Source organism: Sphingomonas sp. NFR15 (genome assembly GCF_900103265.1).
In the GTDB taxonomy this organism is placed as follows: Bacteria; Pseudomonadota; Alphaproteobacteria; order Sphingomonadales; family Sphingomonadaceae; genus Sphingomonas; species Sphingomonas pollutisoli.
This window is the reverse complement of record NZ_FMWX01000004.1, coordinates 272466-298607: the sequence shown is the minus strand read 5'-3', so window position 1 is coordinate 298607 and position 26142 is coordinate 272466. Positions and strand designations below refer to the sequence as shown.

The following is a 26142-nucleotide window of genomic DNA, read 5'->3' as shown; positions in this document are numbered from 1 at the left end:
CGCGTCGGCGGCGAGCCCCGTCACCCGAACAATTCCATCTGCTTCGCGGCCGGCTTGGGCAGCGGCAGATCGGCCTTGTCCGAAAGCGCGACCGGGCGCCAGTCGCTGGCGACCAGGAACGGGCGCACCTTGGCGAGCGAGACCGTCAGCCGCCCGATATCGGCCAGCGTAAGCCGTCGGCCGCGCCGCGCCGCGACGATCTTATCGACCGCGCGTGTGCCGAGGCCGGGCACGCGCAGCAGCATTTCGCGCGGCGCCGTGTTGACATCGACCGGGAAGGAACCGCGAAATTTGAGCGCCCAGGCGAGCTTGGGGTCGATGTCGAGCCGCATCATGCCGTTTTCGTCCGCGGCATCGGCGACTTCCGCCGGCTTGAATGCGTAGAAGCGCATCAGCCAGTCCGACTGATACAGTCGGTGCTCGCGCATTAGCGGCGGGCGCTGGAGCGGCAGTACCGCGCTCGCATCGGGGATCGGCGAAAAGGCCGAGTAATAGACGCGCTTGAGGCCGAATGAATCGTACAATCCCGCCGCGCGAGAGACGATATCGCGGTCGGTCGCGGCGTCGGCGCCGACGATCATCTGCGTCGATTGCCCGGCGGGGGCGAAGCGCGGCGCGGATTTGTAACGCTTCTTCGCGTCGGCGGTGTCGAGGATCGCATCCGACATGCCCGCCATCGCGCCTTCGATCCGGTCCTGCGATTTTTCGGGGGCGAGCCGCTTCAGGCCGCTCGCGGTCGGCAATTCGACGTTTATCGAAATGCGATCGGCGTACATGCCGGCTTGGTGGATCAGTTCCGGATCGGCATCCGGAATTGTTTTCAAGTGGATGTAGCCCAGAAATTCATGAACCTCGCGCAAGTGGCGTGCGACTTCGACAATCTGCTCCATTGTGTAGTTTGGCGAGCCGATGATGCCGGAGGAGAGGAACAGCCCCTCGATATAGTTGCGGCGATAGAAGGAGAGGGTGAGTCGCACGACCTCCTCGGCGGTGAAGCGGGCGCGGCGGACGTTGCTGCTCTTGCGATTTATACAATAGTGGCAATCGAAAATGCAGCTATTGGTGAGCAGGATCTTGAGCAGGCTGATGCAGCGTCCATCAGGCGCATAGGCATGGCAGATGCCCATGCCGCTGTCGGTCGAACCGAGCCCTTTGCCGTCGCGCGAGGTGCGCTTGACCGAACCGGACGAGGCGCAACTCGCGTCGTATTTCGCGGCATCGGCGAGGATCTCGAGTTTCGCGCGGGTATCGAGCTGAGCCATTCGTTCGGTATATGTTCTAATAGGTTAGTTGTCGAGCGACTACCGTCGTCGCCCCGGCGAAGGCCCGGGCCGCTGTGTTCGCGGCGGATGTTTCGCCAGATTGCGTGGCGGCCCCGGCCTTCGCCGGGGCGGCGGGTCATCGCAGGCAGGAGTCCAGCCCGCCGTTGCGCACCACGCCCACCCGGCGCGACAGCACGTTGCCGTGGCGGCGGACGAAGCCGTGCGGGTCGATCACCGCGCGTTTCTTCGGCTGGGGGAGCACCGCCGCCATCCGACCGGCTTCGGCTGGGGTGAGCGAGGACGCGTCGTGATGGAAGTAGCGCATCGCCCCGGCGTTGACGCCGTAGGTGCCGATCCCGGTCTCCGCGACGTTGAGATAGACTTCCATGATGCGACGCTTGCCCCACAGATTTTCGATGAGGACGGTGAAATATGCCTCCAGCGCCTTGCGGACATAGCCGCCGCCCTGAATGAGGAAGACGTTCTTGGCGGTCTGCTGGCTGATCGTCGAACCGCCGCGGATGCGACCGCCCTTCGCGTTGCGCATATAGGCCTGTTCGATCGCGGCGACGTCGAAACCGTGATGCGAACAGAAGCGCGAATCCTCACCCGCGATCACGGCGCGGGGCATGTCCGGGTCGATGCGCGACAACGGCATCCATGACTTGGTGATGCCGTGGCCGCTCAGCCCGTCCGCCAGCATCGTGAGCGTCACCGGCGGCGGCACGAAGCGGTACACGACCACCATCGCCACCGAGAGGAGCAGGAAACCAAGCAGGAGCTTGAAGATCCAGCCGATCAGCCGGAGGATCATCGTGCGCCGCCGTGATCGACGCGTGTCATAATCCGTGATCCGGCGCGGTCGGGCGTGGGCGGTTTCGCATGCCGCATCATCGCGCCGCCGGCGCCGAACCGCAACCGCTCAGGCGGCGACGAGCATGCGCTTGTCGCCGGCGAGCCGCATCATCGCCTTTTGCAGCTTCTCGAACGCGCGCACCTCGATCTGGCGGACGCGCTCGCGCGAGACGCCATAGACCTGGCTCAGCTCCTCGAGCGTCTTGGGCTCGTCGGTGAGGCGACGCTCGGTGAGGATGTGCTGCTCGCGCTCGTTGAGGTCGGTCATCGCGCTTTCGAGCATCGCGTGACGGACATCTGCCTCCTGCGCGTCGGCGACGACGGTGTCCTGGAGGGGCGCGTCGTCCTGAAGCCAATCCTGCCACTGGCCGTCGCCATCCTCACGCATCGGCACGTTGAGCGAGGTGTCGCCGCCCATCGACATGCGGCGGTTCATGCTCGTGACCTCGGCCTCGGTCACGCCGAGATCGTGCGCGATCTTGGCGAGGTGCTCGGGGCTGAGATCGCCATCCTCGAACGCGTCGAGCTTGGACTTCATCCGGCGCAGGTTGAAGAACAGCTTCTTCTGCGCGGCGGTGGTGCCCATCTTGACGAGGCTCCACGAGCGCAGGATGAATTCCTGAATCGACGCGCGGATCCACCACATCGCATAGGTCGCCAACCGGAAGCCACGGTCGGCCTCGAACTTCTTCACGCCCTGCATCAGCCCGATATTGCCCTCCGAGATGAGCTCGGACACGGGCAGGCCGTAGCCGCGATAGCCCATCGCGATCTTGGCGACGAGTCGCAGGTGCGAGGTGACGAGCTGCGCCGCAGCATCGGTATCGCCATGCTCCTCGAATCGCTTGGCGAGCATATATTCCTGCTCGGGCGAGAGGATCGGAAACTTCTTGATCTCAGACAGATAACGGTTGAGGCTTGCCTCACCGCCAAGAGCGGGGATCGTCGCCGGTACGTTGCTGCCGGTGGCCATGATCAATCTCCCTTAGTGACGGACATCCCAATAGCGAGGCGATGTCCGCGCTTGAACCTATACGTTAAGACTATCGAACAGTTCCTGCATGTCCGAAGGCATTTCGCTATCAAATGCCAAAGCGTTACTTTCCAGCGGGTGAATGAACCCCAGACGGGCCGCATGCAACGCTTGCCGGCGGAAATTCAACGTTTCCAGAACAGGCCGGTGAGCTGGTTTTGTTCTACCATAGACCGGGTCGCCGAGCAAGGGGTGGCCGATCGACGCCATGTGGACGCGGACCTGATGCGTGCGCCCCGTTTCCAGCCGGCATTCGACCAACGCGGCGTCTCGCAGCCGGGCGAGCGTGCTGAAATGCGTGACCGCGCGCTTGCCGCCCGCGACGATCGCGACCTTCTTGCGATTCTGCGGGCTGCGCGCGAGCGGAGCATCGACGCTGCCCTGCGCCGGCAACGGCCTGCCCGACACGATCGCCTTATACCGCCGGTCGATGCTGTGCGCCGCGAACTGCTTCGCCAAACCTTCATGCGCGCGGTCGGTCTTGGCGGCGACCATCAGGCCCGAGGTGTCCTTGTCGATACGGTGAACGATCCCGGGCCGCGCGACCCCCCCGATGCCGGAGAGCCGCCCGGCGCAATGGTGGAGCAGCGCGTTGACCAGCGTTCCGTCGAGATTGCCCGCCGCCGGATGGACGACCAGACCCGCCTGTTTGTCGATCACGATGAGGTGATCGTCCTCGAACACGATGTTGAGGGGAATGTCCTGCGGCGTGTTGTGCGCCGGCGTGGGGGCGGGGACGACGACGCGATAGAGGCCGCCCGGCACCGCCTTGCTGGCGGGATCGCGGCGCAGCACGCCCTGCGCGTCAGTGACGGCGCCGGTCGAGATCAGCGCCTTGAGCCGTTCTCGCGATATCGTCGGCAACGCGTCGGCGAGCGCGCGGTCGAGCCGCAGCCCTTCCGTAGCGGCGACGCATGTTTCGATGGTGGAAACCCCCCGGTCCATAGAATAGGAATCTGGGGAATATGTTGGAGATTTCAAGCACCGCGCTGCATCGCATCATCGCAGCCGCGCATGCAGACGGCGCACGCGAGGTCTGCGGGCTGCTGTTCGGTGACCGCACGCGGATCGCTTGGGCCGAGCCGTGCGCCAATGTCGCGGCCGACCCGGCGCGCACCTTCGAGATCGACCCCGCCGCACATTTCGCCGCGCTGCGCGCCGAACGGGCAGGCGGAGCGAAGCTGATCGGCTACTGGCATTCGCACCCGAGCGGCGACGTGCGCCCTTCCGCGACCGACGCGGCGATGGCGGCGGCGGACGGAAAGCTGTGGCTTATCACGGCAGGCAGCGCGATCGGCGTGTGGCGTGCCGAGGGCGTTGACGCGCACCACCGTTTCGTCGCGGTGCCCTATCGCATCGCCGCCGCGACCTGACTTGCGGCGGACTCGTTGGTGGGCCACATAGGCGCGATACGCGGGAGCATTGTTCTTGACTATCAACGCCGTCGATTTCGCCAGCCTGTTGTGCTCGCGCCTGTGCCACGATCTGCTCAGCCCGGTGGGCGCGCTCAACAACGGCCTCGAACTGCTCGCCGACGAGCACGACCCGGACATGCGCGCGCGCTGCCTGGAATTGCTCAGCGAGAGCGCTAGGGCATCGGCCAACAAGCTCAAATTCTTCCGACTCGCGTTCGGCGCGGCCGGCGGCTTCGGCGAGACGATCGATTCGCGCGAGGCGCGCGCGGCGATCGACGGACTTTTCGGCGACACCCAGCGGATCAAGCTCGGCTGGTTGGTCGAAGACCCGATCTTGCCCAAAGTGGGTATCAAGGTACTGCTCAACCTCGCGCTCATCGCCGGCGACGCGCTGATCCGCGGCGGGCAGCTCGATGTCGGCGCGGAATGCGTCGGCGATCAGGTCGAGATCGTCGTGCGCGCGGATGGGCCGCGGATCGTGCTCGACGCGGAGCTTCGAACCGCGCTGACCGGCGCCGACATCGACGTTGCCGCGACACCGCGCGCGGCGGCCGCCTGTCTCGTCCACGCGCTGGTGGCCGAGGCGAAGGGCACGATCCAGGTGTCAGAGCCGAGCGATCCGGTGCTGCTGTTCGGGGCGACGCTGAAGATCGCCTGACGGAGACAGCGCATTATCGGCTGGACCGGAAAGGTGGCCGCCGATCCGCCTGCGACCGCAGCGGCTATGAGTTGGCGAATGCGGCGCGATTGGCTATCGCAGCCGCTTGATCCCGGCGCCGCTGCCGCGCGGGGGTGAGCAGGAGCGTACATGACGATCATCGAGACGGCGTCCCCCAATTTCGACGAGCGCGCGCTGCCGATCACCATGATCGTTCTCCATTATACCGGGATGGCCGACGCGGCATCGGCGCTGGCGCGGCTGTGCGACCCCGCCGCGAAGGTTTCGGCGCATTACCTGATCGACGAGGACGGCACCGTCCACCGGCTCGTCGCCGAGGACAAGCGCGCGTGGCATGCCGGCGCGGCGCGCTGGGGACGGATCGAGGACGTCAACAGTGCCTCGATCGGGATCGAGCTGGTCAACCCCGGCCATGAGTTCGGCTATCGCCCGTTTCCCGATGCGCAGATCGACGCGCTGATCGCGCTGACCGGGGAGATCAAGGAACGCTACGCGATCACGCGCGGCAACGTCGTCGGCCATTCGGACATCGCGCCCAGGCGCAAGCAGGATCCGGGCGAGCTGTTCCCGTGGCACCGCCTCTCGCGGCTGCGGCTGGCGTTGCCCCGGCCCACGCGCAACCTGATGGACCCGATGTGGACCGACGCGGGCTTCCTGATCGCGCTCGAGCGGTTCGGCTACGACGTGACCGACAAGCTGGCGGCGGTGGTCGCGTTCCAGCGCCGCTACCGGCCCGAACTGATCGACGGCGAGATCGACGGCGAGTGTCGCAGCATTCTACTCGCTTTACTGTTGCCCAAACCGCAAGGGGACGACTAAGGCGGGTCCACCAGAGGGTCGGGCGGCCGCGTCATGTGCTTGGCACATGCCGAGGAAAGTCCGGGCTCCGCGAAACGACGGTGCCGGGTAACGCCCGGCGGGGGTGACCCCAGGGACAGTGCCACAGAGAGCAGACCGCCGATGGGCCGCGCGCGAGCGTGGCGACAGGCAAGGGTGAAAGGGTGCGGCAAAAGCGCACCGCGCCTCCGGTAACGGCAGGCGGCATGGCAAACCCCACCGGGAGCAAGACCGAATAGGGACGGCACATGGGCATCGTTTCTGCTCGTCGTCCGGGTTGGTTGCTTGAGGCGGCGTGCGAGCGTCGCCCTAGAGGAATGGTCGCCTATCCTTCGTAAAGAGGGTGGACAGAACCCGGCTTACAGACCCTCTGGTATTCCCCGCGTGCGGGCGAAACGTTGCTAACGTCGCCTATGTTGCGCACGGGCGGCAAACGTCGTGAAGGTCGCGGACCCCTGCGATGTTTGCGCGAAGCGCGGGGACTCGATCTCGCCGGCGATGTCGAAGAGCGCGGCGAGAATGGCACCGGGCGGCGGTGTAGGACACGGCGAGCTTGCCGATCCCCCGCGATCCGGCAGGTGCGATCGGGCGCCCCCGTCCCCCGCAAAATCACGCCTGTCACCAATCCGTCATGGCAATGCCGCACCCGCGTGCCTAGATGGTCCGCTATGGCGCGCGCGACGAGACGAGATGATTGGGGATTTCCACGCTGGCGGGCGTATGGCGAATCGAGCCGCGAGGCCGCCAAGGTGCGGCTGTGCGACCGGCATGGCTGCACCGAGCCGGGCAATTGCCCGGCGCCGAAATCGCCCAACAGCCCCGAGCGCTGGTATTTCTGCCAGGAACATGCCGGCGAGTATAATCGCGGCTGGAACTACTTCGAGGGGCTGAGCGCCGAGGAGGCGGCCGAGCGCGAGGCGGCGGAGACGCGCACCGCCGACGGCTACACCACCTCGCGCCACCAGCAATGGGCCGGATCGGGCGACGGCAGCCGCTCGCGCGACGAGCTGCGCGCGCTCGAGGTGCTGGACCTCGAGGTGGATGCCGATTTCGAGGCGGTGCGGCTGGCATGGCGGCGGCTCGCCAAGCAGAACCATCCCGATATCCGCCCCGGCGACACGGACGCCGCCGCGCGCTTCCAGGCGATCCAGGCCGCCTATGACGTGCTGCGCGTCGCCGAGGAACAGCGGCAGTGGAAGCCGGCGCAGTGAGGATGGCGTCGTGAAGATCGTCCGTTCGGACTGGTCGCGCACGTTGCTGGTGTGCGCGAAATGTTCGAAGAAGCTCGGCGGCGGGTTCGGCGCGGGCGGCAAGAAGCCGCTCGCCAAGGCGCTGCGCAAGCGGTTGGGCGTGAAGGCCGGTCGCAAGGCGCCGATCGGGATCGTCGAGGTGCAATGCCTCAAGGTCTGCCCGCGCGGCGCGGTGACCGTGGTCGACAGCGCCGACAGCCGGCACTGGCAGATCGTGCGCGCGGGCGCGCCGCTCGACGCGGTGATCGCGGGGCTGGGGCTGGACGCGGCGGAGCCCGACGTGTCAGCGCAGGTTCAGCACGACTCGGCTACGCTGGAAGCATAGGAGAAATTCGATGCGCGTTTCCCACTGTCTCACCGCGATCGCCGCGCTGGCGGTGATCGGTTCCGCCGTGCCCGCGCAGGCGAAGGAGCGGCTTACCGGCGAGGCGAAGCTCGCCAAGATGCTGGAGGGGCGGGTCGCCGGCAAGCCGGTGGATTGCCTGTCGTTGACGCAGATCCGATCGAGCGAGATCATCGACCGGACCGCGATCGTCTATACGACCAGCGACGGCACGATCTACGTCAACCGGCCGAGCGGCGCGAACTTCCTGGACGACGACGACATCCTCGTCAGCGAGCCGCGGGGCGGGCAGACGTGCCGGATCGACATCGTGCGGCTGATCGACCGCGGCACGCGGATGGCGGGCGCGTCGGTCGGGCTGAACGATTTCGTGCCGTATCCGCGGCCGCCGAAGGTGAAGAATTGAGCGTTGTAGGGCGCGCGCGCTGAGGAGGGCGGGCGCGGCTTTCCAGTGATTTGGGGCGTGGGGTACGTCGCCCCCGGCGTAGGCCGGGGCCGCAGTGTGATGTGGCGAGCCGGGCGGCCGACACGTAACGGCCCCGGCCTGCGCCGGGGCGACGCATGTGGGTGGAGTGTGGCGCTTGTGGCACGCACTTCGACTTCGCTCAGTGCGAACGGTATCTCCCGCCCGACACGCGCGCACGCGGCGCGATCGGGTTAGCTGGCGTAGCGGAGCGCGGTGTCGCGGATCAGCGCGATCATGTTGGGGATGCCCTGCGTCCGGTTCGAGCTGAGCTGGTTCTTGAGATCGAACGGGGCGAGTGCGGCGGTGATGTCGGTGGTGGCGATCGTCGCGGCGGGCTGATCCTGAACGGTCAGCAGCACGAGCGCGATGATGCCCTTGGTGATCGCCGCGTTCGAATCGGCGAGGAAGTGGAGCGTGCCGTCGTCGCGCCGCATCGGATAGACCCAGACCGACGCGGAACAGCCGCGCACCAGCGTAGCCTCGGTCTTGAGCGGATCGGGCATCGGCTCCAGCGCCTTGCCGAGATCGATCAGCAGCCGATAGCGATCGTCGGCGTCGAGGAAATCATATTCGTCTTGCAGGTCGGCGAGTGTGGTCATGGCGGCGGCGGTAACGGCGGGGGGGCGGGGCGTCTACCGGGTTTGCTCCTCCCCGTTCGTGCTGAGCTTGTCGAAGCACGTGTTCCTGGCGCAATGCTCCGAGTGACGAGCTACGTTTGGACACGCCCTTCGACTTTGCTCAGGGCGAACGGGGTAGGGGCTGGCGTTTACAGGCGCAGCTTACAGATCCACCCCGGCCGCAATCGCTTCGAGCTTGCGGATGCGCTCCTTCAGGTCGGCGATCTCGATGCGGGCGCTGGCACTGGGCATCGCCGGGGCGCTGCGGTCGCCGGGCTGGTGCTGCAGTTCCTGCTGCTTGAGCGCGAGCCAGCCGCGCCATCCGGTCAGCGTCGCGTAGGCGAGGATCGTCAGCCCGGCGAGCGCCGTGCCGGCCATCGTGATGTAGAAACTCGGGTCGGTCATGATCCCTGCTCCTGCGGTCATGAGGGTCATTTGGGGTCGCGCAGGCGTTCGATCTCGCGATCGAGGCGGGCGCTGCTCGTGTCATTGTCGGTGGCGAGGCGTTCGAGGACGGCGAGCCGCTCCTTCATGCTGCGCAATTCCTCCTGCAGCCGGGCATTCTCGGCGCGGGTGGCATTGTCGTCGCGGAAGGCGACCTGCTCGCCGGGCTTGCCGTGAACGACGCCGTAGCGGGCCATCAGGACGCGGCCGACCGTGATGACGACGATGATCGCGACGACCATTTCAAACGGGTTCATGTCGAAAACTCCCCTTGCGGACTGGCGATATTACTGCGCTTCGCCTTGCGCGGCGAGCCGTTCGCGGCGGCGGCGCGGGCGATCGACCCGTTCGGTGGCGAAGACCCCGAGGGCGGTGACGGCGGCGAGCGTGGCGAGAAAAGCGAGAAGCATGGACGTGCCTTTCCTGTCGGCGCGGGCGGGGGCGCCGCGCACGGGTGGATGATGCGAAGATGGCGGTGGAAACGGGGCGGGCGGATCAGCCGGTGGTGCGAAGCGCCTCGATCTCGCGCGCGGTGCGCTCGGCGGGATCGGTGGCGATGCGTTCGAGCACCGCGATCCGCTCCTCGAGCCGGCCGATCTTGCCGATGAGCCGTTCGTTCTCGGCGCTCAGCAATTCGGTTTCGCGGGCGATCGGGAGGCGATCCTTGCCGTCGCGCGCGTCATCGAGCGGATAGCCGTGCCGGGCGCGCACCCAGGTGGTGATGACCCGGCTGAGCGGGAAAACCGTGATCGCGGCGAGTGGAACGAGCAATCCCCAGGTGGTCGACATCGTGATAATCCTGTTGCGGTGGTGGTGCCGGATCGGGTGCGCGCTCAGCGCAGGCTGTCGATCTCGTCGGCGAGGCGGGTGTTGCGGCTGGTGTACATCGTCTCGATGTCGGCGAGGCGGCGGTCGATGTCGCGGAACTTCGAGCGGACCTCGGCGGTCGAGCGGGTGGGGTTGGAGCGGACGCCCTGCCAGAACTTCTGGTCCTCCTTGCTGTCGTACAGGCCGTAGGGCTTGGCATCGGCCATCCAGGCGACCAGCCAATAGGCGAGGAGCGTCCAGGGGAAGCCGCCGGCGATGGTGAGGACCACCGCGCCGACGCGGACCCAGGTGGCATCGATGCCGGTGTAATCGGCGATCCCTGAGCACACGCCCAGCCATTTGCGGTTCTGCTTGTCGAGGTAGAATTTGGTGCGGCTCGCGCTCATGGTTCAGTTCCTCTTGGAAAGGTCATAGGAAGGGCGCGGATCGGCGGTCACGCCGGGGCGCCAGTCGGGATGGTCGGCGGCGACGATCCGCTCCACCGTCTGCAGTCGGTCTTCGAGCCGGCGCGCGAGCAGGTGGAGCTCATCGAGCAGTTTCTCGTCCTCGTCGGTGATCTTGGGCGCCTGCTTCCACTTGGTGACATAGTGCAGGATCACCCAGGGCATGCCGACGAAGAGCATGCCGCAGATGACGATCGGCAGGAAAACGTCTTCCATCTCAACCGTCCTTGTTCAGGCGCGCCTTGAGCGCGGCGAGCTCGGCATCGACCTTGTCGGCGGACTTGAGCTCGGCGATCTCCTCTTCGAGCGACTTGGGCTGCGCGCCCAGACCGGCGGCATCGGCGCGACCCTCGGCCATGTCGATGCGGCCCTCCATCACATCGAAGCGCGAGAACGCCTCCTGCATGCGCGGGCCGTTGTAGAGCTCGCGCAGCTTGTAGCGGTTCTGCGCGCTTTCCAGCCGGGTGACGATCGAGTTCTGGCGGGTGCGCGCCTCGCGCAGCTTGGTTTGCAGCTTGTTGATGTCCTCTTCGGACGCGCGCAGCGCCTCGTCGAGCACGGCGATCTCGTCCTTGAGGCGATCGGCCATGTCGGCGGCCTTCTGCTTTTCGACAAGCGCGGCCTTGGCGAGATCCTCACGGCCCTTCGACAGCGCCAGCTCGGCCTTCTCGGTCCAGCTCTCCTGGAGCTTGCCGAGCTTGTCGATGTGGCGGCGCATCTCCTTCTGGTCGGCGATGGTGCGCGCGGCGGAGGCGCGGACCTCGACCAAAGTCTCTTCCATCTCGAGGATGATCATCCGGATCATCTTCGCCGGGTCTTCCGCCTTGTCGAGCAAGTCGGTGAAGTTGGCGGCGACGATGTCACGGGTCCGGGAAAAAATGCCCATGTGCGAAAAACTCCTTGGGGGAACGCGGTACTGGTTGGGTACGGGATAGGCTTTGCAGGGTTCGTGCCAATTCCGAAAACGGCGGATTTGCGGGCTTTTCTGAACGGATCGACAGCTTTGCCGCAGCGCGGACTTGCCAAGCCTTGGGACTTTACGCCAAGACTTGGCAATGGAGCGAACGACGCAGGTGATCGGCCAGTCCGGCCCGTTTCTCGACGCCTTGGAGCGCGCGAGCCGCGCGGCCGCGCTCGACCGGCCCGTGCTGGTGATCGGCGAGCGCGGCACCGGCAAGGAGCTGGTGGCGGAGCGGCTCCATCGGCTGAGCCCGCGCTGGGACCAGCCGATGGTGGTGATGAACTGCGCGGCGCTGCCCGAGACGCTGATCGAGGCGGAGCTGTTCGGGCATGAGGCGGGCGCGTTCACCGGCGCGACCAAGGCGCGCGCCGGGCGGTTCGAGGAGGCGCATGGCGGGACGCTGTTCCTTGATGAACTCGGCACGCTGTCGATGGCGGCGCAGGACCGGCTGCTGCGCGCGGTCGAATATGGCGAGGTGACGCGGATCGGATCGTCGCGGCCGCTGCGGGTCGATGTGCGGATCGTCGCGGCGACCAACGAGCATCTGCCCGACAAGGTCGCGCGGCACCAGTTCCGCGCCGATCTGCTCGACCGGCTGTCGTTCGAGGTGGTGACGCTGCCTCCCTTGCGCGCGCGGACCGGCGACGTGCCGGTGCTCGCCGAGCATTACGGGCGGCGGATGGCGTCCGAGATGGGGCGGCTCGACTGGCCCGGCTTCACGCGCGAGGCGATGGCCGCGCTGGTCGCCTATGACTGGCCGGGCAACGTGCGCGAGCTGCGCAACGTCGTCGAGCGCGCGGTGTACCGGTGGGAGCGCGATACGCCGATCGACGCGATCGAGTTCGATCCGTTCCAGTCGCAATATCGGCCGCGCACCCTGGCGGGCGGGGCGATGACGGTGGAGGCGGCGCCCGCCCAGCCGTCGGCGCCAGCCGAAGAAGACGCACCGGGCGACTTCAAGAGCCGGATCGCGCGGTTCGAGCGCGACCTGCTCAAGAAGGCGATGGCCGAGCATCGCTTCAACCAGCGCGCGACCGCGGACGCGCTCGGGCTGAGCTACGATCAGTTGCGGCATGCGCTGAAGCGGCATGGGTTGATCTCGGCGGGGGCGTAGCGCGTTCCCGCCCCGATTCGTCACCCCAGCGCAAGCTGGGGTCTTTCTAGGGAGGGCGCCCGCGTCATCACAGGGAGACCCCAGCGTGCGCTGGGGTGACGAGTAGCCGGGAATTATCGCACGCCATCGCGCGCCAACTACCTGCGATTCATTCTCAATTCCGAATCGGTTGCGTAATAATCGCGGCGGACCCATTTCCGGCGCACAGGCGTTTGCGCCGTGATCCTGAACGTCCCTGAAGGAGGATATCCTATGGCTTTCGAACTTCCCCCGCTGCCTTTCCCCAAGGATGCGCTCGCGCCGACGATGTCCGCCGAGACGTTCGATTTCCATCACGGCAAGCATCACAAGGCCTATGTCGACAAGACCAACGGCTTCGTCACCGAAAAGGGCCTTGAGGGCAAGTCGCTCGTCGAGGTCATCCGCCACGCCAAGGAAACCGGCGACAAGGGCCTGTTCAACAATTCCGCGCAGATCTGGAACCACACCTTTTTCTGGAACTCGCTGACCCCGAACTATGCCGCGCCGACCGGCAAGCTCGCCGAGCTGATCGAGGAAGGCTTCGGCTCGACCGAGGCGCTGGTGAAGGCGCTGGTCGCCGAATCGACCAACCATTTCGCGAGCGGCTGGGGCTGGCTGGTGCTCGAGGACGGCAAGCTCAAGGTGACCTCGCTCCACGACGCCGACACGCCCGTCGTCTATGACTACAAGCCGCTGCTGACGATCGACGTGTGGGAGCACGCTTATTACATCGATTACCGCAACGCGCGCCCCGGCTATCTCGAAGCGGTGACGGGCAAGATCCTGAACTGGGACTTCGCCGCGCAGAACCTCGACGGCGAGGGCGTGAGCCGGGCGGATCAGCAGGGCTGATCCGATCGCTGACGGTTGAGAAAGGGCCGGGGACCGTTGGGTCGCCGGCTCTTTTTTCTTTGCTTCGAGCGCGGGTTTTTCCCCCCCGTCATGCCAGCGCAAGCTGGCATCTCCCCGCGAGGTCCAATACGCTCGCCCCATGTCACGCGGGGGCTGGACGTATCTAATGGCGAGCAAGCCGCGCGGCATGCTCTACATCGGTGTGACCGCGCATCTCGCGGCACGAGTCGATCAGCATCGGCGCGATGTCGGATCGGCCTATTGCCGGCGCTACGGTATCAAGACGTTGGTTCACGCCGAGCGGTTCGACACGATCGAGGAGGCGATCGCGCGCGAGAAAGCGCTCAAGGCGTGGCGGCGGGGCTGGAAGGTCGAGCTGGTCGAACTGGGCAACCCGGAGTGGCGCGATCTGTTCGACACGCTCGCCTGATCGCGGGAGACCCCAGCTTGCGCTGGGGTGACGAAGGCCACTCGCCGTCATGCCAGCGTAAGCTGGCATCTTCCCGCGAGGTTCGGCACGCTCGCCCGATCGCGCGAGACCCCAGCTTGCGCTGGGGTGACGTTTTGAGGCCGGGTGATCGACCAAACGATCACCCCTCCGGCGGGACCAGCGGCGGCTTTTCCTCACCGAGCGTCAGGCCGTGTTTCATCAACATCGGCACGTTGGCCATCGCGAACACGAGCGTGATGATGACGCAGCCGGGCATCTTGTACCACAGCCAGGCGTTCCACCCCGCGTCCTTGCCCCACAGTATCGCGGTGCCGCGCCACACGGCTTCGTTGCCCATTGCCATCAGGATGAAGAAGACCGCCCAGTTGCGGGTCAGCTTGCGCCAGCCCTCGGCATCCAGCCCCGGATAGGCGGTTTCGAGCAGTTGCTGGAGCAGCGGGCGTCCGGTCAGCCAGCCGAACAGCAGCAGGCCGCCGAACAGCGCATAGACGAAGGTCGGCTTCATCTGGATGAATTGCTGGTCGTGGAAATAGATGGTCAGCGCGCCGAACACGAGCACGAGGACGCCGGTGATCCACAGCATCGGCGAGATCGAGCCGAGCCGCAGCCGCGAGAACAGTAGCGCCGCCACTTCGGCGATCATGAACGCGATCGTCGCGGCGATCGCCTTGGCCACGACCGGGCCGGGAGCCAGATAATTGACCACGAAGAACACCACGAGCGGGACGTAATCGACCGCCATGCGCAGCATCGGCGCGTTGACCGGCTTCTTATCCACGGCGCTTCACTCCATCGACACCGGCGATGATCCGCGAGACTTCGTTGGCGTCGAACGGGCGGAGATCGCCCATGCCCTCGCCGACGCCGATCGCGTGGATCGGCAGCCCGTATTTCTCCGCCGCCGCGACGAGGATGCCGCCGCGCGCGGAGCCGTCGAGCTTGGTCATGACGAGGCCGGTGACGCCCGCCATCTCCTTGAACACTTCGATCTGCGATAGAGCGTTCTGGCCGGTGGTGGCATCGAGCACCAGCACCACGTCGTGCGGCGCGGCCGGGTTGAGCCGGCCGAGCACGCGGCGGATCTTGGCGAGCTCGTCCATCAGCTCGCGCTTGTTCTGGAGCCGGCCGGCGGTGTCGACGATCAGCACGTCGGTGCCGATCGCGGTCGCCTGCTTGACAGCCTCATAGACGATGCCGGCGGCATCGCCGCCTTCCTTGCCGCTGATGATCGGCACGCCCGCGCGCTCGGCCCAGGTTGCGAGCTGGCCGATCGCGGCGGCGCGGAAGGTGTCGCCGGCGGCGAGCATCACCGCATAATCCTGCTCTTTCAGCCAGTGCGCGAGTTTGGCGATCGTGGTGGTCTTGCCCGATCCGTTGACGCCGATGACGAGGATCACCTGCGGACGCGGGAACGCCTCGATCTCGAGCGGCTTGGCGACCTTCTCCAGCACCTTCTCGACCTCTTCGGCGACGGTGAGGCGGATGCCGAGATCCTCCATGTCGCGCTCGAACATGCCCGAGGCGAGCCGGTCGCGAATGCGATGCGCGGTCTCCGGGCCGAGATCGGAAGCGATCAGCGCTTCCTCGATCTCGTCGAGCGTCTCGGTGTCGAGCGGGGCGGTGCCGAGCCCGACGAGATTGCCGATCAGCCGATCGGAGGTGCGCTTGAAGCCGCCGAGCAGGCGCTCGTGCCAGCCGGGTGTGGTGCTCATGCGAGGGCCTTTTGAAGCGATGGGGCGGGTTGGTTCGCCGCCGGGGAGAGTATTGGGGTGGCTTGGAGGGTGAGGCCGTCCGTGGCGGTGATGATGAGGCGAAGGACGTCGCCTACACCAACCGTTCGCCCTGAGCTTGTCGAAGGGCGTGTTCCGGGCGCACGTGCCCTTCGGCTGGCTGGCAAAGCCTGCCGCTCAGGACAGGCTTCGACAGGCTCAGCACGAACGGGGGGCGGGGCGGGGAAGCGAACTTCGGCGAAGTTGCCGGCATGGCCGCGATCACCGGGGCGCTCGATCAGCACGTCCTGTTCGGTGCCGACGAGGCGCTGGAGCCATGCCGCCTTGCGCCGCGCCGCCGCCGCGCGCAGTGCGCCGGCACGCGCCTTGCGCACCGCCACCGGTACTTGCGGCATCCGCGCCGCCGGCGTGCCCTCTCGGGGCGAATAGGGGAAGATGTGCGCGTGGACGATGTCGCAATCGTCGATCAGCGCCAGCGTGTTCGCGAACATCGCGGAATCCTCGGTCGGGAAGCCGGCGATCAGGTCTGCGCCGATCGCGATGTCCGGGCGTGCCGCCTTGAGGCGCTCGACCAGCGCCACCGCCTGCGCGCGGCTGTGGCGGCGCTTCATCCGCTTGAGGATCATGTCGTCGCCGGCCTGGAACGACAGGTGGACGTGCGGCATGACGCGCGGGTGCCCGGCGATCAGATCGAACAGTCGGTCGTCGATCTCGACCGAATCGAGCGAGGACAGCCGCAGCCGTTCGAGCCGGGGCACATACGCGAGGATGCGCTCGACGAGCAGGCCGAGGCTCGGCGCGCCGGGCAGATCGGGGCCGTAGCTGGTGAGATCGACCCCGGTCAGCACCACCTCGCGATAGCCCGCATCGACCAGCGCCGCGATCCGGTCGATCACGCCGCCCGCCGGCACCGAGCGGCTGTTGCCGCGTCCGAAGGGAATCGCGCAGAAGGTGCAGCGGTGGTCGCAGCCGTTCTGCACCTCGACAAAGGCGCGGGCGTGCGCGGCGAAGGCGCTCGCCAGATGCGGGGCGGTATCACGCACCCGCATGATGTCGCCGACCAGCACGGGCGCGGTCGCTTGCCACGCCGAGGCGTGTAGCTTCTCGGCATTGCCGATCACGCGATCGACCTCGGGCATCGCCGCGAAGCCCGCCGGATCAATCTGCGCGGCGCAGCCGGTGACGACGATCTCCGCTGTCGGGCGGTCGCGCCGCGCGCGGCGGATCGCGGCGCGGGTCTCGGTCACCGCGCTGTTGGTGACCGCGCAACTGTTGACGACGACGGTGTCGCGTCCGGCGAGCAGCGCACGGATCGTCTCGCTCTCGGCGATGTTGAGCCGGCAGCCCAGGCTGACGATGTGGGGGTCAGCCACGACAGGGCCGGCGCGGTCGATCATGCGCGGTGATCTAGGGACGGGCGCGACCATTGTCCATTCTGCGCTGGCCGGCGTTCGACCGCAGCACCCTGCGCCGCGCAGGGCATGAGCGCGGCGCTTGCGATGGCGGTGCAAAACCGCTATTGCCGCCCTTGATCGCGTCCCCAAAGGGATTCGTGAAAGGCTCGCCCTGCGGGGCTACGCCGGCCGACGAGGTTTCGTCCGCCGGCGTCTTTTGCGTTTTCCCATAGGGCGGCGGCGTTCGAAGTGGAAGGTTTGACGATGTTCGAGAGCCTCAGCGACCGTCTTGGCGGTGTGTTCGATCGGTTGCGCGGCCGCGGGTCGCTGACCGAGGCGGACGTGCGCGCGGCGATGCGCGAGGTGCGCGTCGCGCTGCTCGAAGCCGACGTCGCGCTGCCGGTGGCGCGCGAATTCGTCGACAAGGCGACCGAGCAGGCGATCGGCCAGCAGGTGTTGCGCTCGGTCACGCCGGGTCAGCAGGTCGTCAAGATCGTCAACGACGCGCTGGTCGCGATGTTGGGTGGCGATGGCGATGGTAGCGCCGCCGAACTCGATCTCGGCGTGGCGCCGCCCGCCGTCATCATGATGGTCGGCCTGCAAGGCTCTGGCAAGACGACGACCACCGCCAAGATCGCGCGGCGGCTGTCCGGCGGGCAGGGCGGGCGCGAGCGCAAGAAGGTGTTGATGGCGTCGCTCGACGTCAATCGCCCGAATGCGCAGGAACAGCTTGCGACGCTGGGCACGCAGACCGAGGTGGCGACGCTGCCGATCGTGCCCGGCCAGCAGCCGGTCGATATCGCGCGACGCGCGCTCCAGGCGGCGAAGCTGCAGGGCTATGACGTGCTGATGCTCGACACGGCGGGCCGCCTCCACGTCGACCAGGCGCTGATGGACGAGATGCGCGCGGTCGCCGACGTCGCGAAGCCGGCGGAAATCCTGCTCGTCGTCGATGCGCTGACCGGGCAGGACGCGGTCAACGTCGCGACCAGCTTCTCGGCCCAGGTGCCGCTGACCGGCGTGGTGCTGACCCGCATGGACGGCGATGCGCGCGGTGGCGCGGCGCTGTCGATGCGCGCGGTCACCGGCAAACCGATCAAGTTCGCCGGTACCGGCGAGAAGATGGATGCGCTCGAAGCCTTCCATCCGAGCCGGGTCGCGGGGCGTATCCTCGGCATGGGCGACGTGGTCAGCCTGGTCGAACGCGCCGCCGAGACGATCCAGCAGGAAGATGCCGAGAAGATCGCGGCGCGGCTCGCCAAGGGTCAGTTCGATCTCAACGATCTGCGCGCGCAGCTCCAGCAGATGCGCAAGATGGGTGGGCTCGGCGCGCTCGCAGGGATGCTGCCGGGGCTCAAGAAGGCGCAGAACGCGGTCCAGCAGGTCGGCGGCGAAAAGGTGCTGATCCACATGGACGCGATGATCGGCTCGATGACTCCCAAGGAGCGCGCCAAGCCCGAGCTGCTCAACGCCAAGCGCAAGATCCGCATCGCCAAGGGCAGCGGCACGACCGTGCAGGACGTCAACAAGCTGCTCAAGATGCACCAGGAAATGGCCGGCGCCATGAAGAAGATCCGCAAGATGGGCGGGTTGAAGGGCATGGCGGCGATGTTCGGCAAGGGGGGCATGGGCGGTGGCGGCATGGGTGGCCTCGGCGGGGCCGGCATGCCCGACATTGGCAGCCTGATCGGCGGCAATTCGGGCGGTCTGCCCGGGCTTGGCGGCGGGCAGGCCAAGCTGCCGCCGGGGTTCGAGAATTTGATGAACAAGAAGAAGTAGGGTTCGTCGCCCCGGCGGAGGCCGGGGCCGCTGCGTGGAGACACGTAGCGCCCACCACCATAGCGGCCCCGGCCTCCGCCGGGGCGACGGAAATCAAGAAGGAAGTAGTTCAAGATGGCACTCAGCATTCGTCTGTCGCGTGGCGGTTCCAAGAAGCGTCCCTATTACCGCATCGTCGTGGCGGACGCGCGCTCGCCGCGCGACGGCCGGTTCATCGAGAAGATCGGCACGTACAATCCGCTGCTCGCCAAGGATGACGAGAAGCGCATCATCCTCGACGCCGAGCGCGCGAAGCACTGGCTCGGCAACGGCGCGCAGCCGACCGACCGTGTCGCCCGCTTCCTTGATGCGGCCGGCGTGAAGGAGCGCGCTGCGCGCAACAACCCGAACAAGGGCAAGCCCGGCGAGAAGGCGACCGAGCGCGCCGAGGAACGCGCCACCAAGCTCGCCGAAGCCGAGGAGGCCGCCAAGGCCGCCGCGGCTGCGCCCGCCGAAGAGGCTGCCGCTGAAGAGGCTTCGGCCGAAGCATAATGTCGGCGGATCGCCCCGTTACGCTTGCCGTCATCATCGGCGCGCATGGCGTGACGGGGGAGGTGCGGCTCAAGGTCTTCACCGAGGATCTGGCGCGCTACACGGTGCTGAATGGCGGCGCGCTGACGTTGAAGTCGGCGCGCCCCGGCAGCAACGGCACGATCGCGCGCTTCGCCGAAGTGACCGATCGCAACGCCGCCGAAGCGCTGCGCGGTACCGAACTGACGGTGCCGCGTTCGGCGCTGCCACCGCTCGAACCCGGCGAATATTATCATTCCGACCTGATCGGGCTCACCGCGGTATCGACCGAGGGTGAGCCGCTTGGGCGTGTCGTGCTGATCGAGGATTTCGGGGCGGGCGACGTGATCGAGATCGAACGCGAGAGCGGCCAGCGCTTCATGGTGCCGATGACCACCGACGCGGTGCCCGAATGGGACGGCGAGCGGGTGGTCGTTGACGGGGCATTCGTGGTTTAGTATATACTATTCGTATATACGGAGTGACGGCCATGAGCGAGGAATATAAAGCCAAGGTGTTCAAGTCGGGCAATTCGCTGGCCCTGCGGCTGCCCAAGGCGCTTGGCCTTGAGGAAGGCGCCGAAATGCGCGTCCGCGAGGAACATGGCCGGTTCAGCTTCGAGCCGGTCGATGCGCCCAAGCGAAAGATCGACCTGACCGGAATTGCCGGGTCGATGCCGTGGCTCAAGCCGCTGCCGCGTGAGGATTTCGACGATTCGCCGCGCGATTGGCACCTGCTTGGTCGCGATAGCTGATGTATCTCGTCGATACGAATACGATCATCTATCTCGTCGGTGGCAACTATCCAGCGCTGACCCGGCGGGTCGAAGCGACGGCGATCGGCGACATACGAATGTCGGCGATCGTCTTCGCCGAGCTAGCGCTAGGCAGCGAAAATGGTCTGGCGCCATCGATCGATATGCTTGAACGGCTGATCGAGCAGATACCACTCATGCCGTTCGACGAGGCCGCGGCGCGAGCTTACGCTAAGATGCCTTTCCGGCGTGGTCGCTTCGATCGCCTGTTGGCTGGACATGCCCTCAGCCTTGGCGCGACCGTCATCACGCGGAACCTGTCTGACTTCGCCGACATTCCGGGCTTGCGCGTCGAGGACTGGACGCGCGCGGCATGACCTTCGCCGCCACCATCCTCACGCTCTACCCGGATATGTTCCCCGGCCCGCTCGGCCTGTCGCTGGCCGGGCGAGCGCTCGCGGAGGGGCGGTGGAGCCTCGATGCGCGCAACATCCGCGATTTCGCGACCGACAAGCATCGCACCGTCGATGATACGCCAGCCGGGGGCGGGGCGGGTATGGTGCTGCGCGCCGATGTGCTCGCCGCCGCGATCGACAGCGTCGCCACCGGCGCGCCGCTGGTTGCGATGACGCCGCGCGGGGCGCCGCTAACGCAGGCCCGCGTGCGCGCGCTCGCGAGTGGCCCTGGCGTCACGATCCTGTGCGGGCGGTTCGAGGGGTTCGACGAGCGGATCTTCGAAGGGCGCGGCATCGAGGAGGTGTCGATCGGCGACTATATCCTCTCGGGCGGCGAGATGGGGGCGCTCGTCCTTCTCGACGCTTGCATTCGGCTGCTTCCCGGCGTAATGGGCGCGCCTTCCAGCGGGGATGACGAGAGCTTCGAAAGCGGCCTTCTCGAATATCCGCACTATACCCGACCTGTTGACTGGGAAGGGCGCACGATCCCCGAAGTGCTGCGATCGGGGGATCATGCGAGGATCGCGGCATGGCGAAAGCACATGGCCGAGACCGAGACACGGCTAAGGAGGCCGGACCTTTGGGAGCGCCACGAGGGCGCTCGGGTCAAGCCTCCCTCTGGCGCGCGGCGACAGACGAAGGACGCATGAGATGAATCTCATCCAGACGATCGAAGCCGAGAACATCGCCAAGTTCCTGGCGAACAAGACCATCCCCGATTTCCGCCCCGGCGACACGCTGAAGGTCGGCGTGAAGGTCGTCGAAGGCGACCGCACCCGCGTGCAGAACTATGAGGGCGTGTGCATCGCGCGCTCGAACAAGGGCATGGGTTCCAACTTCACCGTGCGCAAGATCAGCTTCGGCGAGGGCGTCGAGCGCGTCTTCCCGCTGTATTCGCCCAACATCGACAGCATCGAAGTCGTCCGCAAGGGCGCGGTGCGTCGTGCCAAGCTGTATTACCTGCGTGGCCGCACCGGCAAGTCGGCGCGTATCGCCGAGCGCCGCGACAACCGTCCGGCCAAGGGCACCGTCGCCGCCGAATAAGCCGCGACGACCAGCGTTTGGAAAGGGCGCGGGGGAGACGGCTCCCGCGCCCTTTTTGCTGCGTGTCTTCGAAACCCTTCGCGTCGAGCGGAACCGAGACACAATTTCGGATGCGCGCGGCCTGTCCCTCGACTTCGCTCGGGACGAACGGTAGGGGTGTGTTGCCTTCGCAAGGCACGGGCTGGTTGGAACCTTGCCGAGGAGAACGCCAGGGTGAACGACGTACCGATGACCACGGCGACCGAGCCGGATGGTGCGCCGCGCATCGCCGTGCTCGACATCCTGCGCGGCGTGGCGATCCTCGGCATCCTGTTCATGAACATCAACGACATGGGACAGTCGCTGTTCGCGTCGTTCGACGACGTGCGGCATCTCGGCTGGAGCGCGAGCGATCAGGTGGCGTGGTGGCTGCGCGAGGTGTTCGCCAACGGCACCGCGCGCTGCATGCTGGAGATGCTGTTCGGGGCCGGCATGGTGATCCTCACCGGCCGCGCGGCCGAAGCGGCGGGGCATCTTCAGGTGCTGGGGCGCTATTATGTGCGCAACCTGATCCTGCTCGGCTTCGGGCTCGTCCACATCTTCATCCTGCTGTGGCCGGGCGACATCCTCCACACGTACGGCATCGCCGCGCTGATCGCGTTCCTGTTCGCGCGGCTGCCGGGCAGGTGGCTGGTCGTGATCGGCCTCAACCTCGCCGCGTTCACGCTCGTCAGCGGCGCGAGCGACTATCAGCGGATCGCGCAGCGGCAGGCCACGCTCGCGCAGGTGGCGGTGAAGCAGCGTGAGCGGCTTCCGCTCGACGCGGCGGACCGGGCGGCGATCGCCGCGCAGAAGACGCACGAGGCCACCAAGGCCAAGCGCGATCGCGAGCTCGCCGCGCGCGTCGCCGCGGAGGACGTGGCACGCAGCGGCACCGCGCTCACCTGGGCGCGGGCGCAGTGGAATACGATCGGCGTGATCGAGGGCTATGGGCTGGAAGCGCTGTTCGTGTGGGAAGCCGCCTCGACGATGCTGGTCGGCGCGGGGCTGTTCAAGCTCGGGCTGCTCCAGGGCGGGCGCTCGCGGCGCTTTTATGTCGGGATGGCGGTGATCGGCTATGCGATCGGCGTCACGCTGCGCTGCGTGACGGTGTGGCAGGCGATGCGCTTCGATGACGCGCCCAAGCTCGACTGGGCAACCTCCGAACTGGCGCGGCTCGCGGTCACGCTCGGGCATATCGCGCTCATCAACCTGCTGGCGACGAGCGCGCGCGGCGCGCGGCTGCTGCGGCCGTTCGTCGCGGCGGGGCGGACGGCGCTGACGCTGTATATCGCGCAGACGCTGATTTGCCTGTGGCTGCTGTTCCCGCCGTTCGCGCTCGCGCTGTATGGAAAGCTCACCTGGGGGCCGCTGATGGTGACGGCGTTCGCGATCGACGCGGCGCTGCTCTGGGCGGCGAACCGATATGTTCGCCACTTCGATATCGCGCCGGTCGAATGGGCGTGGCGCTCGCTGATCGAGGGGCGGCGGCTGCCCTGGCGCAAACCCGCCCCTTTACGTGCCGGGCGCGCGCCGCGATAAGGCCGCACCCGCCTGCCGTCCGTGCCGGCGACGACGATCTGTGAGATGCGGAGATGGTGTTTGCGAAAAGGCGCGTTGCTCGCTGCGGTGGTGTTGTGTTCGGCACCGGTTCCCCTCATGGCGGCTGAGCCGGCGCAGCAGGCGCTGACGCTCGACCGCGTCTTCGCCAGCCCCGATCTCGCCGGGCCGCAGCCGCGCGCGCTGCGGCTCTCGCCCGACGGTACGTTGCTGACCTCGCTGCGTCCGCGCGCTGACGAGAAGGACCGGCTCGACCTGTGGGCGCGCGACACGCGCACCGGCGAGGAGCGGATGCTGGTCGATTCGCGCAAGATCGGCACTGGCGCCGAACTGTCCGAGGCCGAGAAGATGCAGCGTGAGCGCGCGCGGATCGGCGGATCGAAAGGGATCGTCGCCTATGATTGGGCACCCGACGGCAAGGCGATCCTCGTGCCGATCGACGGGGATCTGTTCCTCGCCGGATTGGACGGGACGGTGCGGCAACTGACCAGCCAGCCCGGCGGGCAGCTCAACCCGACCGTATCCCCGCGCAGCGGCTATATCGGCTTCGTGCGCGACCAGAACCTGTTCGTCCAGCCGCTCGGCGGCGGGGTGGCGCGTGCGGTGACTCAAGGTGGCGGCGGCACGGTCCACTGGGGCGAGGCCGAGTTCGTCGCGCAGGAGGAAATGCACCGCTTCACCGGCTATTGGTGGTCGCCCGACGAGACGCGGATCGCGGTCGAGCGGTTCGACGAGGCGCCCGTCGGCGTGGTCACCCGCGCCGCGATCGGCGCGGACGGCACCAAGGTCTATGACCAGCGCTATCCGGCGGCGGGCACGCCCAACGCGCTCGTCGATCTCTACGTGGTCGGGTTGGACGGCAAGCAGGTCAAGGTCGATCTCGGCACCAATCGCGACATCTACCTCGCGCGCGCCGATTGGACGCCCGACGGCAAGGCCTTGCTCGTCCAGCGCCAGAGCCGTGACCAGAAGACACTCGACATGCTTAGCGTCGATCCGGCGACCGGCAAGGCGCAGGTGCTGTTCACCGAAAAGTCCGGCACGCGGAGCTGGCTCAACCTCAGCGACGCGTATCGCGTGCTCGGCGATGGCAGCCTAGTCTGGGCGTCCGAACGCAGCGGCTACCGCCATCTCTATCGCTACGCACACGGCAAATGGACGCAGCTTACCAAGGGCGATTGGGTCGTGCAGGCGTTGATCGGGGTGGACGAGAAAGCGGGGCGGATCACCTTCGTCGCCAACAAGGACGGGCCGCTCGAACAGCATGTCTATGCACTCGATTTCAAGCACGGCAATGCCATCACCCGGCTGACCGAAGCCGGCTGGTGGAACACAGCGACGATGGACGGCGATGCGAGCCGGCTGATCGTCACCCGCTCGAACCCCGATCAGCCGCCGCAAACCTATCTCGCGGATAGCGGGGGCAAGCGGCTGGCGTGGATCAACGAGAATGCCGTGGTGCCGGGGCATCCTTATTACCCGTATCGCGCCGCGCATCGCAGCACCCAGTTCGGCACGATCAAGGCCGATGACGGCACGCCGCTCTATTACGAGATGATCGCGCCGGCGCTCGAACCCGGAAAGAAATACCCGGTGTTCTTCCAGCATTATGGCGGCCCCGGCACCGGCCAGCAGGTGACGCGCGCGTGGGGCGGGGCGCTGCCGCAATATCTCGTGCAGCACGGCTATGTGTTCTTCCAGATCGACAATCGCGGATCGTACAATCGCGGCAAGGCGTTCGAGGATGCGATCTACCGCGCGATGGGCACGGTCGAGGTGGCGGATCAGTTGGCGGGCGCGAAGTTCGTCAAGAGCCAGCCGTTCGTCGATCCCGCCAAGGTCGCGATCTACGGCTGGTCCTATGGCGGCTATATGACGCTCAAGATGCTGGAGGCGAACCAGGGCGTCTATGCCGCCGGCGTCTCGGGCGCACCGGTGACCAAGTGGGAACTCTACGACACCCATTATACCGAGCGTTACATGGGCGATCCGGGCAAGGATGCCGCCGCGTACACGGCGTCCGACGCGATCGGCGATGCCGCCAGGATCGCCGATCCGCTGCTGCTGATCCACGGCATGGCCGACGACAATGTCGTGTTCGAGAATTCGACCGCGTTCGCCGCCGAGATGCAGAAGCAGAACCGCGCGTTCGAGATGATGTTCTACCCCGGCCAGACCCACCGTGTGGGTGGGCCGGGGATCAGTGCGCATCTGTGGGGGACGATCCTCAATTTCCTCGATCGCACCGTGAAGTCCAAGCCGTAACGCGATGCGCTTCCTGACGACCTTCCACCTGCTGCCGTTCCTCGACACGGTCGTCAGTTACGTCGTCGCCTTCGTGCTCGGCACGCTGATCGGCGCCGAGCGGCAGTATCGGCAACGCACGGCGGGGTTGCGCACCAACGCGCTCGTCGCGCTGGGGTCGGCGGCGTTCGTCGATCTGGGCGAGCGGCTCGGCGGCGACGTCGAGTCGATCCGGGTGATCGCTTATGTCGTGTCGGGGATCGGCTTCCTCGGCGCGGGCGTCATCATGAAGGAGGGGATGAACGTCCGCGGGCTCAACACCGCGGCGACTTTGTGGTGTTCGGCGGCGGTCGGTGCGATCGCCGGCAGCGACCTGATTGCGGAGGCGGCGCTGCTGGCCTTCATGGTAATCCTCGTCAACACCGTGCTGCGGCCGCTGGTCGATGCGATCAACCGCGTGCCGATCGAGGGGCGCAGCGTGGAGGCGACCTATTCGGTCACCATCACCACGGAGGCCGAGGCGGCCGGGCCGATGGGCGACTTGTTGACTGAGCATCTTGAAAGCGCGCAACTGCCGGTCGCCGAACTCGACGTGGTGCCGCGCGGCGAGGACCGGGTGGAGATCGTCGCCAAGCTGGTCAGCACCAATGTCGACGCCAAGGAACTCGATGCGCTGACCGATCATCTCGCTGCGGTCCACGGGATCACGCATGCGACCTGGCAGGCGCGCACGCACGATTAGCA

The 26142-nt window shown here is 66.9% G+C and carries 34 protein-coding genes and 1 other RNA gene; 20 read left to right on the top strand and 15 right to left on the bottom strand.

Features of this window, described 5'->3' with window-relative positions; all coding sequences use genetic code 11:
- Positions 1 to 20: 20 nt before the first annotated feature.
- The 4 genes from BLS81_RS12190 to BLS81_RS12175 all read right to left on the bottom strand — a co-directional run bounded on the left by BLS81_RS12190 (position 21) and on the right by BLS81_RS12175 (position 4095).
- The gene (locus tag BLS81_RS12190) at positions 21 to 1262 is read right to left on the bottom strand and encodes a putative DNA modification/repair radical SAM protein (RefSeq protein WP_093224193.1); all 1242 of its coding nucleotides are present in this window, start codon (positions 1260 to 1262) and stop codon (positions 21 to 23) included.
- Positions 1263 to 1398: 136 nt separating this feature from the next.
- The gene (gene mtgA / locus BLS81_RS12185; RefSeq protein WP_176787148.1) at positions 1399 to 2076 is read right to left on the bottom strand and encodes a monofunctional biosynthetic peptidoglycan transglycosylase; all 678 of its coding nucleotides are present in this window, start codon (positions 2074 to 2076) and stop codon (positions 1399 to 1401) included.
- Positions 2077 to 2184: 108 nt separating this feature from the next.
- A complete protein-coding gene (rpoH, locus tag BLS81_RS12180) occupies positions 2185 to 3090 on the bottom strand; it encodes an RNA polymerase sigma factor RpoH (protein ID WP_093224192.1) in 906 nt (301 codons plus the stop codon).
- A gap of 57 nt (positions 3091 to 3147) precedes the next feature.
- Positions 3148 to 4095, bottom strand: a complete 948-nt coding sequence (locus BLS81_RS12175) for an RluA family pseudouridine synthase (RefSeq protein WP_093224190.1) — start codon at positions 4093 to 4095, stop codon at positions 3148 to 3150.
- A 20-nt stretch (positions 4096 to 4115) separates the two neighbouring features.
- On the opposite strand from BLS81_RS12175, the gene BLS81_RS12170 reads away from it, so the two are divergent.
- The 7 genes from BLS81_RS12170 (at position 4116) to BLS81_RS12140 (ending at position 8080) form a co-directional block, all read left to right on the top strand.
- Positions 4116 to 4523 carry a M67 family metallopeptidase gene (locus BLS81_RS12170; RefSeq protein WP_093224189.1) on the top strand — a complete coding sequence of 136 codons (408 nt, stop codon included), beginning with the start codon at positions 4116 to 4118 and terminating at the stop codon, positions 4521 to 4523.
- A gap of 55 nt (positions 4524 to 4578) precedes the next feature.
- Positions 4579 to 5223 carry a histidine phosphotransferase family protein gene (locus BLS81_RS12165; protein WP_093224187.1) on the top strand — a complete coding sequence of 215 codons (645 nt, stop codon included), beginning with the start codon at positions 4579 to 4581 and terminating at the stop codon, positions 5221 to 5223.
- Positions 5224 to 5373: 150 nt separating this feature from the next.
- Positions 5374 to 6063 carry an N-acetylmuramoyl-L-alanine amidase gene (locus BLS81_RS12160; protein ID WP_093224186.1) on the top strand — a complete coding sequence of 230 codons (690 nt, stop codon included), beginning with the start codon at positions 5374 to 5376 and terminating at the stop codon, positions 6061 to 6063.
- Positions 6064 to 6073: 10 nt separating this feature from the next.
- Positions 6074 to 6459, top strand: an RNA gene (gene rnpB / locus BLS81_RS12155) — RNase P RNA component class A.
- 290 nt (positions 6460 to 6749) lie between these two features.
- Positions 6750 to 7292, top strand: a complete 543-nt coding sequence (locus tag BLS81_RS12150; RefSeq protein ID WP_093224184.1) for a J domain-containing protein — start codon at positions 6750 to 6752, stop codon at positions 7290 to 7292.
- Positions 7293 to 7302: 10 nt separating this feature from the next.
- Positions 7303 to 7656 carry a hypothetical protein gene (locus tag BLS81_RS12145; RefSeq protein ID WP_093224183.1) on the top strand — a complete coding sequence of 118 codons (354 nt, stop codon included), beginning with the start codon at positions 7303 to 7305 and terminating at the stop codon, positions 7654 to 7656.
- Between the two features lie 10 nt (positions 7657 to 7666).
- Complete coding sequence (locus BLS81_RS12140; RefSeq protein ID WP_093224181.1) at positions 7667 to 8080, top strand: hypothetical protein; 414 nt, start codon at positions 7667 to 7669, stop codon at positions 8078 to 8080.
- A gap of 251 nt (positions 8081 to 8331) precedes the next feature.
- Here the strand turns inward: BLS81_RS12140 and BLS81_RS12135 are convergent, their stop codons facing one another.
- From BLS81_RS12135 to pspA, 8 genes are all read right to left on the bottom strand, one after another.
- Positions 8332 to 8739 carry a SufE family protein gene (locus BLS81_RS12135; RefSeq protein ID WP_093224180.1) on the bottom strand — a complete coding sequence of 136 codons (408 nt, stop codon included), beginning with the start codon at positions 8737 to 8739 and terminating at the stop codon, positions 8332 to 8334.
- 180 nt (positions 8740 to 8919) lie between these two features.
- Complete coding sequence (locus tag BLS81_RS12130) at positions 8920 to 9162, bottom strand: hypothetical protein (protein WP_093224178.1); 243 nt, start codon at positions 9160 to 9162, stop codon at positions 8920 to 8922.
- Positions 9163 to 9188: 26 nt separating this feature from the next.
- The gene (locus BLS81_RS12125) at positions 9189 to 9458 is read right to left on the bottom strand and encodes a hypothetical protein (RefSeq protein WP_093224177.1); all 270 of its coding nucleotides are present in this window, start codon (positions 9456 to 9458) and stop codon (positions 9189 to 9191) included.
- A 30-nt stretch (positions 9459 to 9488) separates the two neighbouring features.
- The gene (locus tag BLS81_RS21110; protein WP_256326212.1) at positions 9489 to 9611 is read right to left on the bottom strand and encodes a hypothetical protein; all 123 of its coding nucleotides are present in this window, start codon (positions 9609 to 9611) and stop codon (positions 9489 to 9491) included.
- A gap of 85 nt (positions 9612 to 9696) precedes the next feature.
- Complete coding sequence (locus BLS81_RS12120; protein WP_093224175.1) at positions 9697 to 9990, bottom strand: hypothetical protein; 294 nt, start codon at positions 9988 to 9990, stop codon at positions 9697 to 9699.
- Between the two features lie 44 nt (positions 9991 to 10034).
- A complete protein-coding gene (gene pspC / locus BLS81_RS12115) occupies positions 10035 to 10415 on the bottom strand; it encodes an envelope stress response membrane protein PspC (RefSeq protein ID WP_093224174.1) in 381 nt (126 codons plus the stop codon).
- A gap of 3 nt (positions 10416 to 10418) precedes the next feature.
- Positions 10419 to 10688 (bottom strand): envelope stress response membrane protein PspB, encoded by a 270-nt coding sequence (pspB, locus tag BLS81_RS12110; protein ID WP_093224172.1) that lies wholly within the window; start codon positions 10686 to 10688, stop codon positions 10419 to 10421.
- 1 nt (position 10689) lies between these two features.
- Positions 10690 to 11358 carry a phage shock protein PspA gene (gene pspA, locus BLS81_RS12105; RefSeq protein WP_093224171.1) on the bottom strand — a complete coding sequence of 223 codons (669 nt, stop codon included), beginning with the start codon at positions 11356 to 11358 and terminating at the stop codon, positions 10690 to 10692.
- Between the two features lie 169 nt (positions 11359 to 11527).
- Here pspA and pspF point away from each other — a divergent pair, with 169 nt between their 5' ends.
- The 3 genes from pspF to BLS81_RS12090 all read left to right on the top strand — a co-directional run bounded on the left by pspF (position 11528) and on the right by BLS81_RS12090 (position 13850).
- Positions 11528 to 12547: a phage shock protein operon transcriptional activator gene (gene pspF, locus BLS81_RS12100; RefSeq protein WP_093224169.1), complete on the top strand. Its 1020-nt coding sequence runs from the start codon at positions 11528 to 11530 to the stop codon at positions 12545 to 12547.
- Positions 12548 to 12799: 252 nt separating this feature from the next.
- A complete protein-coding gene (locus BLS81_RS12095) occupies positions 12800 to 13420 on the top strand; it encodes a superoxide dismutase (RefSeq protein ID WP_093224168.1) in 621 nt (206 codons plus the stop codon).
- A gap of 139 nt (positions 13421 to 13559) precedes the next feature.
- Positions 13560 to 13850 carry a GIY-YIG nuclease family protein gene (locus tag BLS81_RS12090; RefSeq protein ID WP_093224166.1) on the top strand — a complete coding sequence of 97 codons (291 nt, stop codon included), beginning with the start codon at positions 13560 to 13562 and terminating at the stop codon, positions 13848 to 13850.
- Positions 13851 to 14010: 160 nt separating this feature from the next.
- Here BLS81_RS12090 and BLS81_RS12085 read toward each other — a convergent pair whose 3' ends face one another.
- The 3 genes from BLS81_RS12085 to mtaB are packed head-to-tail and all read right to left on the bottom strand — an operon-like array spanning position 14011 to position 16974.
- Positions 14011 to 14649: an inner membrane-spanning protein YciB gene (locus tag BLS81_RS12085; RefSeq protein WP_371128278.1), complete on the bottom strand. Its 639-nt coding sequence runs from the start codon at positions 14647 to 14649 to the stop codon at positions 14011 to 14013.
- Positions 14642 to 15583: a signal recognition particle-docking protein FtsY gene (gene ftsY, locus BLS81_RS12080; protein ID WP_093224165.1), complete on the bottom strand. Its 942-nt coding sequence runs from the start codon at positions 15581 to 15583 to the stop codon at positions 14642 to 14644. The genes BLS81_RS12085 and ftsY overlap by 8 nt, the downstream gene beginning before the upstream one ends.
- On the bottom strand, positions 15580 to 16974 hold the full coding sequence (gene mtaB, locus BLS81_RS12075) for a tRNA (N(6)-L-threonylcarbamoyladenosine(37)-C(2))-methylthiotransferase MtaB (protein ID WP_176787147.1): 1395 nt from the start codon (positions 16972 to 16974) through the stop codon (positions 15580 to 15582). The genes ftsY and mtaB overlap by 4 nt, the downstream gene beginning before the upstream one ends.
- Before the next feature lie 285 nt (positions 16975 to 17259).
- Between mtaB and ffh the strand changes: the two genes are divergently transcribed.
- From ffh to BLS81_RS12025, 10 genes are all read left to right on the top strand, one after another.
- The gene (gene ffh / locus BLS81_RS12070) at positions 17260 to 18774 is read left to right on the top strand and encodes a signal recognition particle protein (protein WP_093224162.1); all 1515 of its coding nucleotides are present in this window, start codon (positions 17260 to 17262) and stop codon (positions 18772 to 18774) included.
- Between the two features lie 114 nt (positions 18775 to 18888).
- On the top strand, positions 18889 to 19305 hold the full coding sequence (gene rpsP / locus BLS81_RS12065) for a 30S ribosomal protein S16 (RefSeq protein WP_093224160.1): 417 nt from the start codon (positions 18889 to 18891) through the stop codon (positions 19303 to 19305).
- Positions 19305 to 19781, top strand: a complete 477-nt coding sequence (gene rimM / locus BLS81_RS12060; RefSeq protein WP_093224159.1) for a ribosome maturation factor RimM — start codon at positions 19305 to 19307, stop codon at positions 19779 to 19781. Before rpsP ends, rimM begins: the two co-directional genes overlap by 1 nt.
- A gap of 32 nt (positions 19782 to 19813) precedes the next feature.
- On the top strand, positions 19814 to 20077 hold the full coding sequence (locus BLS81_RS12055) for an AbrB/MazE/SpoVT family DNA-binding domain-containing protein (RefSeq protein ID WP_093224157.1): 264 nt from the start codon (positions 19814 to 19816) through the stop codon (positions 20075 to 20077).
- Positions 20077 to 20454 (top strand): type II toxin-antitoxin system VapC family toxin, encoded by a 378-nt coding sequence (locus BLS81_RS12050; protein ID WP_338061598.1) that lies wholly within the window; start codon positions 20077 to 20079, stop codon positions 20452 to 20454. Before BLS81_RS12055 ends, BLS81_RS12050 begins: the two co-directional genes overlap by 1 nt.
- Positions 20451 to 21182: a tRNA (guanosine(37)-N1)-methyltransferase TrmD gene (gene trmD / locus BLS81_RS12045; RefSeq protein ID WP_093224154.1), complete on the top strand. Its 732-nt coding sequence runs from the start codon at positions 20451 to 20453 to the stop codon at positions 21180 to 21182. Before BLS81_RS12050 ends, trmD begins: the two co-directional genes overlap by 4 nt.
- A gap of 1 nt (position 21183) precedes the next feature.
- Positions 21184 to 21576 (top strand): 50S ribosomal protein L19, encoded by a 393-nt coding sequence (rplS, locus tag BLS81_RS12040; protein WP_093224153.1) that lies wholly within the window; start codon positions 21184 to 21186, stop codon positions 21574 to 21576.
- Between the two features lie 213 nt (positions 21577 to 21789).
- Positions 21790 to 23136 carry a DUF418 domain-containing protein gene (locus BLS81_RS12035; RefSeq protein ID WP_256326211.1) on the top strand — a complete coding sequence of 449 codons (1347 nt, stop codon included), beginning with the start codon at positions 21790 to 21792 and terminating at the stop codon, positions 23134 to 23136.
- 45 nt (positions 23137 to 23181) lie between these two features.
- On the top strand, positions 23182 to 25419 hold the full coding sequence (locus tag BLS81_RS12030) for a S9 family peptidase (protein WP_093224150.1): 2238 nt from the start codon (positions 23182 to 23184) through the stop codon (positions 25417 to 25419).
- Positions 25420 to 25423: 4 nt separating this feature from the next.
- Positions 25424 to 26140, top strand: coding sequence for an MgtC/SapB family protein (locus BLS81_RS12025; protein WP_093224148.1), 717 nt, complete (start codon positions 25424 to 25426; stop codon positions 26138 to 26140).
- Positions 26141 to 26142 lie beyond the last annotated feature (2 nt).